16 protein-coding genes and 1 tRNA gene are annotated in these 14,413 nt (G+C 47.6%); 9 read left to right on the top strand and 8 right to left on the bottom strand.

Annotated features, from left to right (window positions below):
- Positions 1-5 precede the first annotated feature (5 nt).
- Positions 6-1,919 (bottom strand): threonine--tRNA ligase, encoded by a 1,914-nt coding sequence (gene thrS / locus A10D4_RS01540; protein ID WP_008487287.1) that lies wholly within the window; start codon positions 1,917-1,919, stop codon positions 6-8.
- A 201-nt stretch (positions 1,920-2,120) separates the two neighbouring features.
- Between thrS and A10D4_RS01535 the strand changes: the two genes are divergently transcribed.
- The 3 genes from A10D4_RS01535 to A10D4_RS01525 all read left to right on the top strand — a co-directional run bounded on the left by A10D4_RS01535 (position 2,121) and on the right by A10D4_RS01525 (position 3,989).
- Positions 2,121-2,780: an SRPBCC family protein gene (locus tag A10D4_RS01535; protein ID WP_008487282.1), complete on the top strand. Its 660-nt coding sequence runs from the start codon at positions 2,121-2,123 to the stop codon at positions 2,778-2,780.
- Complete coding sequence (locus A10D4_RS01530) at positions 2,777-3,697, top strand: DMT family transporter (RefSeq protein WP_008487281.1); 921 nt, start codon at positions 2,777-2,779, stop codon at positions 3,695-3,697. Before A10D4_RS01535 ends, A10D4_RS01530 begins: the two co-directional genes overlap by 4 nt.
- An 82-nt stretch (positions 3,698-3,779) precedes the next feature.
- Positions 3,780-3,989 (top strand): CPXCG motif-containing cysteine-rich protein, encoded by a 210-nt coding sequence (locus A10D4_RS01525; RefSeq protein WP_008487280.1) that lies wholly within the window; start codon positions 3,780-3,782, stop codon positions 3,987-3,989.
- Positions 3,990-4,014: 25 nt separating this feature from the next.
- Here the strand turns inward: A10D4_RS01525 and A10D4_RS01520 are convergent, their stop codons facing one another.
- Positions 4,015-4,635: a riboflavin synthase gene (locus A10D4_RS01520; protein WP_008487279.1), complete on the bottom strand. Its 621-nt coding sequence runs from the start codon at positions 4,633-4,635 to the stop codon at positions 4,015-4,017.
- 17 nt (positions 4,636-4,652) lie between these two features.
- On the opposite strand from A10D4_RS01520, the gene A10D4_RS01515 reads away from it, so the two are divergent.
- Together A10D4_RS01515 and A10D4_RS01510 are read left to right on the top strand one after the other, a co-directional pair.
- Positions 4,653-5,720: a DUF3080 family protein gene (locus tag A10D4_RS01515; protein ID WP_192811496.1), complete on the top strand. Its 1,068-nt coding sequence runs from the start codon at positions 4,653-4,655 to the stop codon at positions 5,718-5,720.
- Between the two features lie 76 nt (positions 5,721-5,796).
- On the top strand, positions 5,797-6,666 hold the full coding sequence (locus A10D4_RS01510) for an MBL fold metallo-hydrolase (RefSeq protein WP_008487277.1): 870 nt from the start codon (positions 5,797-5,799) through the stop codon (positions 6,664-6,666).
- An 89-nt stretch (positions 6,667-6,755) separates the two neighbouring features.
- Here the strand turns inward: A10D4_RS01510 and A10D4_RS01505 are convergent.
- The 3 genes from A10D4_RS01505 to A10D4_RS01495 all read right to left on the bottom strand — a co-directional run bounded on the left by A10D4_RS01505 (position 6,756) and on the right by A10D4_RS01495 (position 9,009).
- A tRNA-Val gene (locus tag A10D4_RS01505) sits at positions 6,756-6,832 on the bottom strand.
- Between the two features lie 153 nt (positions 6,833-6,985).
- A complete protein-coding gene (locus tag A10D4_RS01500; RefSeq protein ID WP_008487276.1) occupies positions 6,986-8,155 on the bottom strand; it encodes a vWA domain-containing protein in 1,170 nt (389 codons plus the stop codon).
- Positions 8,155-9,009 carry an AAA family ATPase gene (locus A10D4_RS01495; protein WP_008487274.1) on the bottom strand — a complete coding sequence of 285 codons (855 nt, stop codon included), beginning with the start codon at positions 9,007-9,009 and terminating at the stop codon, positions 8,155-8,157. The genes A10D4_RS01500 and A10D4_RS01495 overlap by 1 nt, the downstream gene beginning before the upstream one ends.
- A 222-nt stretch (positions 9,010-9,231) precedes the next feature.
- Between A10D4_RS01495 and A10D4_RS01490 the strand changes: the two genes are divergently transcribed.
- Positions 9,232-10,026 (top strand): UDP-2,3-diacylglucosamine diphosphatase, encoded by a 795-nt coding sequence (locus A10D4_RS01490; RefSeq protein WP_008487273.1) that lies wholly within the window; start codon positions 9,232-9,234, stop codon positions 10,024-10,026.
- On the opposite strand, the gene A10D4_RS01485 is transcribed toward A10D4_RS01490, so the two are convergent.
- The gene (locus tag A10D4_RS01485) at positions 10,023-10,439 is read right to left on the bottom strand and encodes a PleD family two-component system response regulator (RefSeq protein ID WP_156812064.1); all 417 of its coding nucleotides are present in this window, start codon (positions 10,437-10,439) and stop codon (positions 10,023-10,025) included. The two genes, A10D4_RS01490 and A10D4_RS01485, sit on opposite strands and share 4 nt — an antisense overlap.
- A gap of 416 nt (positions 10,440-10,855) precedes the next feature.
- Between A10D4_RS01485 and A10D4_RS01480 the strand changes: the two genes are divergently transcribed.
- Positions 10,856-11,251: an SEL1-like repeat protein gene (locus tag A10D4_RS01480; protein ID WP_008487271.1), complete on the top strand. Its 396-nt coding sequence runs from the start codon at positions 10,856-10,858 to the stop codon at positions 11,249-11,251.
- 25 nt (positions 11,252-11,276) lie between these two features.
- Here the strand turns inward: A10D4_RS01480 and A10D4_RS01475 are convergent, their stop codons facing one another.
- Positions 11,277-12,344 (bottom strand): hypothetical protein, encoded by a 1,068-nt coding sequence (locus A10D4_RS01475; RefSeq protein WP_008487270.1) that lies wholly within the window; start codon positions 12,342-12,344, stop codon positions 11,277-11,279.
- A gap of 86 nt (positions 12,345-12,430) precedes the next feature.
- Positions 12,431-12,757: a DUF3392 domain-containing protein gene (locus tag A10D4_RS01470; RefSeq protein WP_008487269.1), complete on the bottom strand. Its 327-nt coding sequence runs from the start codon at positions 12,755-12,757 to the stop codon at positions 12,431-12,433.
- Between the two features lie 134 nt (positions 12,758-12,891).
- Here A10D4_RS01470 and xthA point away from each other — a divergent pair, with 134 nt between their 5' ends.
- A complete protein-coding gene (gene xthA, locus A10D4_RS01465; protein ID WP_008487268.1) occupies positions 12,892-13,713 on the top strand; it encodes an exodeoxyribonuclease III in 822 nt (273 codons plus the stop codon).
- A gap of 58 nt (positions 13,714-13,771) precedes the next feature.
- Positions 13,772-14,404, top strand: coding sequence for an energy-coupling factor ABC transporter permease (locus A10D4_RS01460; protein ID WP_008487267.1), 633 nt, complete (start codon positions 13,772-13,774; stop codon positions 14,402-14,404).
- Positions 14,405-14,413: the final 9 nt, after the last annotated feature.

Raw genomic sequence — 14,413 nt, 5'->3', positions numbered from 1 at the left:
CGAGTTTAAATTTTTCGCGTGCTGACTTCGTTGCTGAGCTGCTCGATAAAGCTTTCTAGTTTAAACTTACCGAGGTCTTCGCCCTTGCGAGTCCGCACCGCGACCTCACCAGCTTCGACTTCTTTATCGCCGATAACCAGCAAATAAGGGACACGTTTTAAAGTGTGCTCGCGGATTTTAAAGCCTATTTTCTCATTTCTCAAGTCGGCAACCGCTCTAAACCCTAATTTACTGAGTTTTTCTACCGTTTTTTGCACTGCATCGGCTTGTTTGTCGGTAATATTCATCACCACAGCTTGCACCGGCGCCAACCATAATGGGAAATAACCGGCATATTCTTCGGTTAAAATGCCCATAAAGCGTTCTAACGAACCTAAAATAGCGCGGTGGATCATCACCGGTGTATGGCGCTCGTTATCTTCGCCAACATAAGTTGCGCCTAAGCGGCCCGGTAAAGCAAAGTCGAGCTGAATAGTGCCGCACTGCCACGCACGACCGATACAGTCAAACAGGGTAAATTCAATTTTAGGACCGTAAAACGCGCCCTCGCCTGGTAAATAACTGAAGTCGATATCATGACTTTTCAAGGCATCGGCTAACGCCGCCTCAGAACGATCCCAAGTTGCATCGTCACCCAAACGCTTTTCTGGGCGGGTCGACAGTTTCACATCAATACGGTCAAAACCGAAGGTGCGATAGGTGTCGTAGACCATTTCGATACAACTAGCGACTTCGGCCTGCACCTGACTTTCAGTACAAAATACGTGCGCATCATCTTGGGTAAAACCACGCACACGCATCAATCCATGCAACGCACCCGAAGGCTCATTACGATGGCAACAACCAAATTCTGCCATGCGCAACGGCAAATCACGGTAAGACTTTAAGCCTTGATTAAAAATTTGCACGTGCCCCGGGCAGTTCATCGGTTTAATGGCATACTCGCGCTTTTCCGATTCGGTAGTGAACATCAGCTCTGAGAACTTCTCCCAGTGACCTGACTTTTCCCATAACACGCGGTCCATCATGAACGGACCTTTAACTTCCTGATAATCGTATTCATTGAGCTTTTCGCGGATAAAATTCTCTAGCTCACGGAAAATGGTCCAGCCATTATGGTGCCAAAACACCATACCCGGAGCTTCCTCTTGCCAATGAAATAAATCTTGGCTTTTACCGATTTTACGGTGGTCGCGTTTTTCCGCCTCTTCCAAGCGCTGCAAATAAGCTTTAAGTTGCTTTTTATCGGCCCACGCGGTGCCGTAGATGCGTTGCAGCATCTTATTATCAGAGTTACCACGCCAGTAAGCGCCAGCAGTTTTCATAATTTTGAAGTGCTGACAAAAACGCATATTGGGCACGTGTGGGCCACGACACATGTCGATATACTCTTCATGATGATAAAGACCCGGGGTCGCGTCTTTAGGAATATCGTCATCCAGAATTTCAATTTTATAGGGTTCGTGACGCGCCACGAAAGTCTCACGCGCATCCGACCAACTCACTACCTTTTTCACCACATCGTATTCGGTCTTAGCTAACGCTTTCATGCGCGCTTCAATAGCGTCTAAATCTTCTTGCGTAAGCGTATGTTCCATATCGACATCATAATAAAAGCCGTTGTCGATGACCGGACCAATGGCCATTTTCACATCCGGGAACAGTTGCTTTATGGCATGCCCTAACAAGTGCGCACAAGAGTGACGAATAATCTCAACACCCGCGTCATCACGAGGTGTCACGATTTCGATATTGGCATCGTCGTTAACCAGTTCGCAAGCGTCAACTAAACGGCCATTAATACGACCAGCAACGGTCGCTTTAGCCAGACCGGGGCCAATATCGTTAGCAATATCAAGAATACTGACAGCGTGTTCAAACTCGCGCTTGCTGCCGTCGGGTAAGGTAATTACAGGCATGACGTTAATCCTTAAGACAGTGGTGACACCCACCAAGTGCCACATGCTTTAAATAAAAAAACTCGCTAACGCGAGTTAAATGATAGTTGCTCAGTCGCGGCTTAGCTGACTGGGCAAAAAATTGCTCGGTTCGCTACTGTCGAACACGAACCTAATACTATAAGCTAAGCAGCCTTACCTGACAACTGATGCAAGGCCACTATGCGTGTTTTTTTGCTGACAATCGCGCTACTCGCAAATTTGCCGACTAGCGCCAACGCCGAACAACTCAGCATGCAACAATGGCGCGATGCGAATGACCGTTTTTGGCTGCAAGGAACACTCACGGTCAAGGCAGCACCATGGGCGCTATATCAATTGTTGTTGGATAATGCGCAAGCGCCTCATTGGGTTGAACGGATGCGCTACAGCCGCATTTTAGCTCAACGTGAGCAGCATTGGTTTCGCGTGCTAAGTGTTTTTGATAGCCCCTGGCCGGTAACCGACCGTTATTTAGTCAGTGATGCTAATTTTTCTGTTAATCGCGACTGTCAATTAACCATCGACGTCAGCAAAACGACTACTCACGACGCGCTAGATAAGCTCACCGAACAAGAGCGTAGCGAGTTCATCGACGACGCCATCTCTCTGCGTTTTTTTCAGGCCCAATGGCAAGTCAGTGTCATTGATGCCGAGCAAGTTCTTTTACGTTACCGAGTGAGTAGCGATCCTGGCGGTTTACTGCCCGATTGGTTAGCTCGTTCCACCTTGAACAGTAGTGTCCGGCAAACACTGCTAAACCTACAGCAGCAGTTGCGTAAAACAGATTATCAGCAGCGCCCTGACAATGCGCTGTTTGCCGATTGTGAGCTCGGTTTATGATGCTCGGTATCAGCGCGGCGATCGGTGCCGCAGCATTATGGGCAATCGCAACACTTTTCTATAACCGTGCCGGTAGCCATTTTAGCGCGCTACAACTTAACCTAATCAAGGGCGTCGTGGCCTGTCCATTGTTATTATTGTTGACGCTGGTATTACCCGCTCCGCTAATTATTAATATGAGTCAAGCCAGTTTGCTGTTAATGCTAAGCGGCATTATCGGCATTACCTTGGGTGATAGCTGTTATTTTGCTGCCCTGCGCCGGCTTGGACCCTGGCAGGCCATGTTATTAGAATACTTAGCGCCGCTATTTGCCGCCGTGTTGGCCTATTTTTGGTTGGGTGAAGCCTTAACGTTGCAGCAATTCATCGGTGCGATACTGATCATGCTCGGTCTTGTTTGGGTGTTGGCTGAACAGCGACGACAACGCCTACAGCAACAAGCGAATAATGACCTTTCAGCAGCACCCAACTGGTCATTAACGGGTATTGTGTTTGGCGTAACAGCGGCACTGTGTCAGGCATTCGGTTTGGTGATGGCCTTCGACGCCCTCAATCGCTTTCCACTGTCGGCGGCTAACGCCGCTTTTTTGCGTTTACTGGCGGGCAGCTTAACCTTGTTAGTCATCGTTTGTTGTAGCCAACCGCGCTTATTGCAACACACCGTTCGTCAATTAAGGCAAGTATCGCTAGCACCGCTGTTAGCGGCGATTTTTTTAGGCACCTTTCTTGCCATTTGGCTACAACAACTAGCGCTCAGCCAATTAAACCCCGGCTTGGTGCAAACACTGTTATCCACCGCGCCGCTGTTTCTCATTCCTATCGGCTATTGCTATGGACAAAAAAGTCATTGGCGCAGCGTGTTAGCGGCGCTAATCGCGCTTGCTGGTATCGCCATATTATTGGGAGCTGTCGGTTAATGTAAAAAACAGGCGTTTCGCTAAAAACCGATCATACTTATCGCTAACAGTCGTCTAAACACCGTAACGTCAAGGGTTTCTCATGTTAGCGCAAAAACTAGTAAGTCATAGTGTTGCCTGCCCCTATTGTGGGCATCACATTCATTTAGCCATCGATGCCAGCGCCGGCGATCAAGATTATCAAGATGAATGCGCGGCCTGTGGTGACAGTATTCATGTCTTTGTGCAAGGTAATGCGCACGACGACGGCGTCGAAGTGCGCATTGAGGGTAACGACGAGCAATTTTATTAACGCGCGTTAGCGCCAGCCGTATCGACTATTGAGCAAGTTGTTCGCGCTGCGCCATGATGCGCTCAACAGTATCAACGATGGTCATGGTTTGCTGGTCGACTTCTAAATTCAGTAACGCCCCCGGTGCTAGGTTATCCAAGTTGGTTAGCCGCAGCGTTTCTGGGATCAGATGCAAGGCAAAACTCAAGTCGTCAACCTCACCCACGGTTAAGCTGGCACCATTAACGGTAATAAAGCCCTTACTAAAAATGTAAGGCTTTAATGCAGCAGGGAAACTTAGCCATAGCGTGGCATTGTGCTCGCTAGATTGGCGCTGTAAAACGCTGGCTGTGCCGTGTATATGTCCGGAGACAATGTGACCACCCAACTCATCGCCCATTTTTAGCGAACGCTCGAAGTTAACCGCATCGCCAACCTTGAGCTGCCCTAAATTGGTCAAGCGCAGGGTTTCGTCAATGACATCAAACTCAACTTGATCGCCCGCCACCGCCGTTACGGTTAAACAACAGCCATTGATGGCAATACTGGCGCCAATGTTAAGCTGTTGCAGATAATCGCTCGCTATGGCAATGGTTAAGTGACGAAATTGTTGACGTTCTTCGACTGCACGTACAGTTGCACAAGCTTGTACAATACCAGTAAACATGACGGATGGGCCCATTTGTGACAGCAAAAAATAGTTTCGGCAGTTTACTGCATTGGCCAGCACTTGGCTATGTTGCCTTGCCAGCATTGCTAACACTAACCTTGGCAGCTTGCCAACCCAATGCCAATGAGTCATTACAACAGTACGGCGAGCGTTTAGCGCGCCCCCAAGGGTTAATTTGGTCGAAGCCCCAGTTAGATTTGCAGTTACCCTATCCCAGCCCTGCTATCAGTGAGTTAACGCCTGTACCGATTCGCCTAGGGCTACTGGATAGTCAGCAGTTTAGCCGCTGTCATGCCGGTCAACTGCTGTTTCAAGGCAATAGTAGCCTTGGCCGCTTGCAGCAAGGTTTGAGCCGCTACTGGCAGCAACGCGCACTACAACGAGCATTACAGGAATGTGCTCGACAACAGCCGGAGTTAACTGTGCAAGCGACTTCTTTAGCACAACAATTGCAGCAACGCCAAGCCGCTGATTTGCAATTAGCCATTGCCACCGAACCAGCGTTTAAACACAGCTTCCGCAGTTCGTCTAGGCCCATGACAACACTCGATACAGAGCGTTTTGTAGTGAGCCTAGAGGCGCTGGTACAAGTTGCCGATAGCCTGCGAACAGCGACCACGAATAAGCCGAGTCAGCACGAGCCAGTGCAACTCGAGCAGGCGCTGCAAATGTTGCAGCAACAAGATTACCTACCGGATTTATGGGCTACGGCGCTTGCTTATGACCAATATTTAAGCGCGCAACAACCCCTACTGGCGCAACTGAGTGCTAACGCGGGTTGTTTGAGTAAAGGCCAACCACGGCGCGCTGAAGTGTTAAAAAATGTCTTTTTGAATTACTATGCAAGCCCGATTCAAGCGCAATTAGCGCAGTTGGATAGACAGTTACAGCAACTTGAGTCGCCGCTAATGATCATTGAGCAACAGCTCAGTAATCGGCCATTAAAGCAACACTTTTTACGGTTGATAAGTTTACGCCAACAATTAAGGCAAAGCAGTGGTCGACATATCAAAGCCTGGCAAACGTTTTTTGAGACTTGTCAATTTTCACCGCAACAGTCTCGCGATAAGCTCGAAAGCTAGTGTCAGTAACTTGATATATTACCGAACAGAATATATATATAATTAAATAGAATTTTCGGCTAGAAGGAGTGTAATGATGAGTGCTTCAGCCATACAAGTGAAGTCGTTTTTAGACCACGATAGTGAAACGTTTAGTTATGTGGTTTATGACCGTGTTGGCGGTCATGCCCTGCTCATTGATTCGGTTTTAGATTTTGATTATAGGTCGGGTCGCACAGCAACCTCAGGTGCGCAACGTTTGGTCGATTTCGTCAACGATAATCAGCTTACCGTGGACTGGATTCTAGAAACTCATGCGCATGCCGATCACTTATCCGCCGCCCCATTCTTGCGCCAACAAACCGGCGGCAAGGTGGCTATTGGCGCGCACATCAAAAATGTTCAAAAAATCTTCAAAGAAGTTTTTGATTTAGAAAAAGAATTTTTGCCCGACGGTGAACAGTTCGATCACCTATTTAACGACGGTGATAGCTTTACCAGCGGCGCGTTACAGGTACGTGTCATGCACACACCTGGACATACACCGGCGGATGTCGCCTACATCATCAATGACCGTATAGTCTTCGTTGGCGACACGCTGTTTCAACCGGATGTTGGTACCGCGCGCTGTGATTTTCCCGGCGGTAGTTCAAAAACCTTGTATCAGTCAATACGCAAATTATTGAGCTTAGCGGATGATACTCACATTTATATTTGTCACGATTACCCTAAAGGGCGTGATTATCAAGCACAAACAACGGTAGCAGAACAGCGCGCGCACAATATCCATGTGCATGATGGTGTTAGCGAAGCGGAGTTTTGCAAAATGCGGGATCAACGTGACGCCACGCTAGCGATGCCGCGTCTGATATTACCCTCGATTCAAGTCAACATTCGCGCCGGACATATGCCACCGGCGGACGAACAGGGTAAGGTTTATCTAAAACTGCCCATCAACCAGTTATAAATAGGTGGGTATAAAAAAACCCTGAACAGAATAGTTCAGGGTTTCATAATTTCTTTTACAGCGTTAGCTACCTAGCAATTAGCTTGAAATGGTGCGTCCGAGTAGACTCGAACTACCGACCTCTGCCATGTCAAGGCAGCGCTCTAACCAACTGAGCTACGGACGCACGATGCGGTTTCGCTGTGAACGGCGGCTATATTAGTGATTGGACGTGCCTGCTGCAAGTGTTTTTTTTAATTTTCCTCGCGTTTGCCTACTTACTGAACAAAAGCCAAGAAACGCCCTTAACGGCTGACCAGAAAAGCAACAAAGCTAACCATTAACGTAAATGCGCGATGGCGCTTTCGATACCATTAACCGTCAGCGGGTACATGTGTTGTTGCATGATATCGTTGATTAATTGCAACGACGCATAATAGCGCCAACGTGACTGCGGCTGCGGATTTAACCAAACAGCTCGATTAAAGTGCTGCAATAAACGTTGCATCCAGACCTGCCCGGCTTCGTCGTTCCAGTGTTCGACGCTGCCACCGGGATAGAGCACTTCATAAGGCCCCATAGTGGCATCACCAACAAAAATTAATTTGTAATCACTCGCATACGTATTAATTAAATCGATAACTCGAGTGCGCTGCTGCCAACGGCGCTGATTATGCTGCCAAACATATTCGTAAACGCAATTGTGAAAATAGTAGAAATGACAATGTTTAAATTCGTTTTTGGCGGCCGCAAATAGCCGTTGGCAATCATAAATATGATCGTCCATAGAACCACCAACATCGAACAATAATAAGACTTTAACGGCATTATGGCGCTCTGCCTGCCACTGTAAATCCAGATAGCCAGCGTTACGCGAAGTCGCCTGAATAGTTGCCGCTAAATCTAACTCGTTGGCTTCTCCTTGGCGGGCAAAACGGCGTAGACCACGCAATGCCATTTGCAAATTGCGATTATCCAACGCTTGATCAGCATCGAGATCTTTGAACTGTCGTTTATCCCACACTTTGACAGCACGTCGCGAACCACTGCCGGCTTGTCCAATACGGATGCCTTCAGGATGATAACCGTAGGCGCCGAACGCTGAACTACCGCCAGTGCCAATCCATTTGCTACCGCCCGCATGGCGCTTCTCTTGTTCGCTTAAACGCTGCTGAAACTGTTTCAACAGTTCGTCCAACGAGCCATAACCCGATAATGCTTGTTTTTCCGCTTCGCTCAGTTGCCGTTGTAACGTTTTAGTGAGCCATTCTGCTGGTATCGCGTCACTCAATTCGGTTTCGCTAACGCCCTCGAAATACTCCGCAAAGGCTCGATCAAAGCGGTCATAAAAGCGCTCATCTTTAACCAACGTTAAACGTGCCAGATGATAAAAACCTTCTACGTCGGCAAACACGACCTGTGCCTGTAAGGCCTGTAGAAAATCTAGCAACTCGGTAACACTGGCAGCCACGCCGTGGCGGCGAATACAACGGAAAAACTCAATAAACATTAGTAACTCCGCATGGCTCGCTTGAGCGGTTGCGCCAGCAGCGCTTGATCCTGCTCAGTTTTAATTAACGCGCCCAGCAACGGTAGCTCCGCCAAGGCTTGCTCGTCGAGCGCGAGTTGGCCAGCTTGAACCCGCTCCGCTAGCAATAACCTTAACCAATCAATTAACTCAGAGGTGGATGGTTTCTTTTTTAGATCAGGAAATTCACGCACGCTGAAAAAAGCCGATAATGCTTGGTCGAGTAACTGTTGATCGATATCTGGCAGGTGCACATCGACAATAGCTTTTAACTGTTCAGCATCCGGGAACTCAATGTAGTGAAAGAAACAACGCCTTAAAAAAGCATCGGGTAGCTCTTTTTCGTTGTTCGAGGTGATGACGACTAACGGCCTTTGTCGAGCTTCTACCAACTCGCCCGTTTCATAAACTTGAAAAGCCATGCGATCGAGTTCGTGCAATAAATCATTCGGAAACTCAATATCCGCCTTATCAATTTCATCGATTAATAACACCGGCCGTTGATCGGCTGTAAAGGCGCGCCACAGCACACCGGGTTTGATGTAATTGGCAATATCAGCCACTTTATCGCTGCCCAACTGGCTGTCACGTAAACGAGACACCGCATCATATTCATAAAGCCCTTGCTGCGCTTTGGTGGTTGACTTGATTTGCCAACGTAATAGCGGTGCAGCCAACGCCGCTGCCAACTCTTCGGCCAATAAGGTTTTACCGGTACCCGGTTCGCCCTTAATCAGTAGCGGCTTTTGCAGGTGCATCGCTGCATTCACCGCTAACGCTAACTGCGGGCTGGCGATATAGCGCTCAGAGCCTTTAAACAACGCTTGCTCGGTCATAGATAAGTTCCTGATTTTTGACTTTTAGATAGGTAAATAATTACTAGTGTATAGCACTCAGGCTGGCGACAAAAGCTCACGCAAAGACCCCAGTATCACGATTCATTGTCATCGTATCGTTATCAATTAAGCACAAAAATGTCATCTGTCAGCGGCACCATGCCGATGCTCACCCATTTAGCATCAGCAGCCCATACGGGGCATTGATGAGGAGGCTTACGCATGACCCTATCTGCGCGCGCAGTGTTTATCTCGGATGTTCATTTGGGCACTAAAGACTGTCAAGCTAAACGCTTACTCAGTTTTCTCAGACATTTAGATTGCCAGCGTCTTTACTTAGTGGGTGATATTGTTGACCTATGGTCGATGAAAAAGCGTGGCATTCGCTTTGGTAAGCATCAATTAGATGTGGTTCGGCAGTTGTTAAAACTGGCTCGCAAAGGCACCGAGCTGGTTTATATTACCGGTAATCACGACGAAGACTTGCGTCACGTATTAAAAGATTATCCATTTCACGATGGTATTAATAACATTCAACTGTGTAACCACTATCGTCATCACACACACGATGGACGCCAACTGTTAGTCATTCACGGTGACCAGTTTGATCTGCACAGTGGCTGTCATCGACTATTAGCTTTTGTCGGCGACAAACTTTACGACGTCATCTTAAACCTCAACCGCTATTATAATCGTTGGCGCGAAGCGCGTGGCTATGGTTACTGGAGTCTGAGCCAATACTTGAAACAACGCACGCAAAAAGCGCGTCAGTACATTCAGCGATTTGAAGAAAGCGCAGCCGCCTACGCTAAACGCAAAGGATACGATGGCGTGATCTGCGGTCATATTCATCACGCAAATATCCGCGATATTGATGGCATCAGCTATTATAACGACGGTGATTGGGTCGAATCCTGTAGCGCTATTATTGAAGACCATAACGGTACACTGCGTTTACTCGACGTGAACCAATGGCTACACCAACAGCAGCAAGTTCCTTTGGCGAATATCGCTTAATGGCTCGATTGTAAGTCGTGAATGCGCTTTAGGGTCTGTTCAAGATGAGTCTGTGATAATGGCTTGGGGAGCTGTTCATGCGGCTGCCAATCCTCATTACTCAGCACCGTTCCTAACGTCACCCAGTAGGGTTGGGTCAATGATGAAGAGGCTAAGGCAATCGATGATGAGGTTAATTGCGGTGGGATTTGAGGTGGGGTTATCGCCAGAAAAATAATGTCAAAGGCCTGATCTTGTGCGGCGTTTTCAGCCTGCAGCCAGGACCGAGCCTGCACGACTTCATGACCGAGTAACTCCAACATATCGCTTAACACTAATTGCGTCATATCAGAATCATCGATCACCAATATGCGAAAATGTGGCCGCTGAGATACGGTTAAATTCGCAAGGGTTGGCGTTGCTGGCATTGGCATAATGCGCCTCTGTTGCACGATGTTTTGATTAAATAGTCATACCGATAGTGCGCTGATGCGCCTATAAGCACAATCATCATGACACAAAAATGATAAGTCGTTAACCGCTAGTCTAAAACTCCACCATTTTCGAGTTCAGCCCTCAACAATTGAGTCATACTGCCGATATCATAGGTTGTCGCACAGCGGTGATGATGGCGTGCTAGTGATAGTGAGATTGGCTCGTTAACTGAATCTTTGCACATGAACAACGAACCCTATCGAAAAACCGTCGTCCCAACATTGACAACTAACAGGCTGAATACCGATTTTAACGATCACAGCCTACGTTTGCGCACTGAAACTGCGCTACGCTAGACTATCGTTAACTTAGCTAAAGCGGCTATTTAACCGCAAACAACAAGATCACAGACCTTATGCATAATAATAGCGACGCGACCTCTGCTACCGAGCACTGGCGCAAACAAGCGGCTAAACATTTTATTGAAGCATCGCGCTTAATGCAGCACGGAGAAAGCTTTCAAGCGGCCAAGCATTTTCGTCAAGCGGCGCTGTTAGGACACGCCCGAGCTATGTTGTACTTGGGCAAACTGTTTATTAAGGGGCAAGTACTACCGCATAGCTATTTTCATGCTTGGAGTTGGTTGCAACTAGCAACATTGGCGGGCGATAAAGATGCACCGCAGCTACTGCAACAATTACAGCCTCACTTGACCGCTGCTGACATCAATCGCGCCTCAGCGTTAGCGGCAACGCGATTCGAAGATATCTGTGACATGACCTTTAAAACGCCCGAGCAAAACTCCAGTTAAGACGCCGTCGCTGACTCATGAGTGCCTACCAAGGCTGTACTTTTTGTTTAATACGACCACTGCTCAGCCAGTCATGAAACTGATCGGCCATCCAACGACCGGCATCAACGGCCTGCTGCCAATAAGCGAAGCGCGTATCGGCATCCAGTTTGGCAAAGTCGGTACGATCGGGAATTTTTCCGTACGGTAAGCGCCGTAAAAATGCCTCGGTTGGCGTAACTAACACGACATTAGGCCATCGCTTGCCTTGCGTCCGACGCCACGGCAAACGCTTATCAAACCAACCAGGAATCACTTGCTGGTTAAAATGCGGATAAAGCACCAAACCATCAACGGCACTAAAATCGAGGTCAAAGTGATAATCGGTAATGCCACCATCACGATAGGTGCCGATTGGTGCGCCGGGAATATCGCGGACACCATGCAAGATCAGCGGAATTGACCCGGTCGCGAGCAAGCTGGGCTTAAAGTTATCGACCGATAACGGTACATGCTGAGTCGGTAGGTCGCGCCAAATTTTTGCGAACTGTGTGTTGGCTTGTGGATGATGAAAAACGATTCGCTCAAAGAAACGCCCTAGCCAACGGCGATTAACACTATTTGCTGCCGCAGAACCGAGTAACCCCAACGCCTGCCGGCGGCCATCACTGGCGGTTAAACGCCCCCGGCAACGGGCAACTATCATATGATGGTGAACACGATTCTGAGCTAATATCTCGGGAATAATATTATCGGGTACGTAGCTATCCAAAAGCTTTAATGCTTCGCCAGTAATTTCATTGGCATCGGGACGTGCACTATAACGTTGGCGTCGATACAGCTGGCAAAATAAATCAGAGGCGGCCACCGCGTCGGCCTGTCCTAAGCTGGCAAAACGCCAAGCCCCCGCAGAGGTTCCTAAGGTATTTAACGGACGCTGGCGAGCAGCAAAAAACTCGCCAAAAAGATAACGGTCCAAGCCTTGTAGCACGAACCATTTTGGCCCTCCAGAAGCCCCCAGTAACAGTTCGATATCACTTTCTTGCAATCCTTGCTGGCGGATCTGTTGCAACGCTTGCTGCCCAGCCCTAACCGTTATCCAATCTTCGCTCATTCCAATAATACCTTGATTATATTATTTATTTTTAATTATGACTCACGTTCATTTAAGTAACTGAACAAGCGTCATTTAATTTAACGCTATAATTGGCGCTTGCGTTCAGCAATCACACCCAACAACAGTAAAATGGCGATGCAAGATACCGCCAAATAGCGTAACGGGATGCTATGCAACCAACTTGATAACCAAGGTGTCAACCAAATTAACAGCAGACCGTAACCAAAAGCGCAAACCAATACAAACACTAACGTTCGGAAAATAAAGTGCCAATGACTGACTTGGCGGCGCACTACTTGATTAATCTCATTGCCGTAAATGACCAATAACGTCGCCATAATGATTAATGCGAATTCATATAAATGAGGACGGATCATCATCCCTAATTCATTTGCGAGTTGTAACAGCATACGCACCTAACCCAGCGTCCATGACGTCATAATAGAAAAAGGCAGTATACCCAGTTATCGCTCATTTAGCAGCTATGGTATGCTTACCGTCATTGCTTATATTCCCTTTTTAACACGGTAATCGCATCGACATCATGAAAGTTATTTCTTTTAATATCAATGGTATCCGAGCTCGCCTACACCAATTGGCAGCACTTATCGATAAACACCAGCCTGACGTTATTGGTTTGCAAGAAACCAAAGTGCATGACGACCAGTTTCCGTTGGCCGACGTCGAAGCGTTGGGTTATCACGTCATTTTTCATGGTCAGAAAGGCCATTACGGCGTCGCGCTGCTGAGCAAGCAAGCTTTAAAAAACCCGCAGTACGGCTTTCCCAGCGATGAAGAAGATGCCCAGCGACGCATGATCATGGGTGACTACCCATTGTCTGACGGCACCACGGTCAGAGTCTTAAACGGTTATTTTCCTCAAGGTGAAAGCCGCGACCACCCGCTTAAGTTTCCCGCTAAAGCCAAGTTTTATCGCGATTTAATGAGTTATTTGCAGCAGCACGTATCGGCTGAGCAGCCGCTGATCGTCATGGGTGACGTGAATATTTCGCATCAAGATTGTGACATTGGTATCGGCGAGGATAACCGCAAACGTTGGTTACGCACTGGCAAATGCAGCTTTTTACCCGAGGAACGCGAATGGTTACAACAAGTGATGGACTGGGGCTTAGTCGACACTTTCCGCCAGCAGCATCCGCAAAGTGACGATCAATTTAGCTGGTTCGACTATCGCTCGAAAGGTTTTAACGATAATCGCGGCTTACGGATTGATTTAATTATGGCAACACCAATGCTAGCTGAACGGTGTCAGGAAAGCGGCATTGATTACGAGTTACGTGCTATCGAAAAGCCTTCCGACCACGCCCCGATTTGGTCAAGCTTTTCGGTAAAAGCTGACAGCTAAACGGTCAACCAAACAATTAATGTTGTAGGTCTTAGGTATCTTAGGTAAAGAGAGCGCCATGCAAACCTTATTACTGTGCTTAGATATAGTGATACTTTATATTGCTGCGCGGGATGTGCCATGGCGCCAATTTTTACAACAAAATTGGCAACAACATTTAGCCTGGGCCAGTGTGGCTATATTAGCCGTATTATGGAGTTTTCGGGCCGGTATCATGGATGGCTTAGCCATTCATTTCTTAGGCATCACCACCTTGACGTTAATGTTTGGCTTACGTCTGGCGTTGCTACTCGGCGCACTGGTAGTCAGTTTGCAAGCTGTCACCGGTTTCAGTGAGTGGCAACAATGGTCCGTTTATTATAGTGCTAAAGTCTTATTACCAGCGGCGTTAACCTACGTAGCTTACGCGTGGGTTTATCACCGCTTACCCCGTCACTTTTTTGTCTATATTTTTGTAAACGCCTTTTTTACCGCCGCACTCGGTTTATTTTTGGCGCAAGCAGCACTAGCAGGCTACTACACCTATCAAGGTCTCTACGAGTTTCGCAGTATTTGGGATAATTACCTATCGATAAGCATTTTAGTCATGTTCCCTGAGGCCTTATTAAATGGCATGGCGGTCACGCTGTTAGTGGTTTATAAGCCACATTGGATAACCACCTTCATTGACCGTCAATATTTAAATAAGTAACGCTATTGC

The organism is Idiomarina xiamenensis 10-D-4 (assembly GCF_000299895.1).
Classification (GTDB): Bacteria; Pseudomonadota; Gammaproteobacteria; order Enterobacterales; family Alteromonadaceae; genus Idiomarina; species Idiomarina xiamenensis.
Note: the sequence above shows the minus strand (reverse complement) of the source record. Positions and strands in the feature narration are given on the sequence as shown.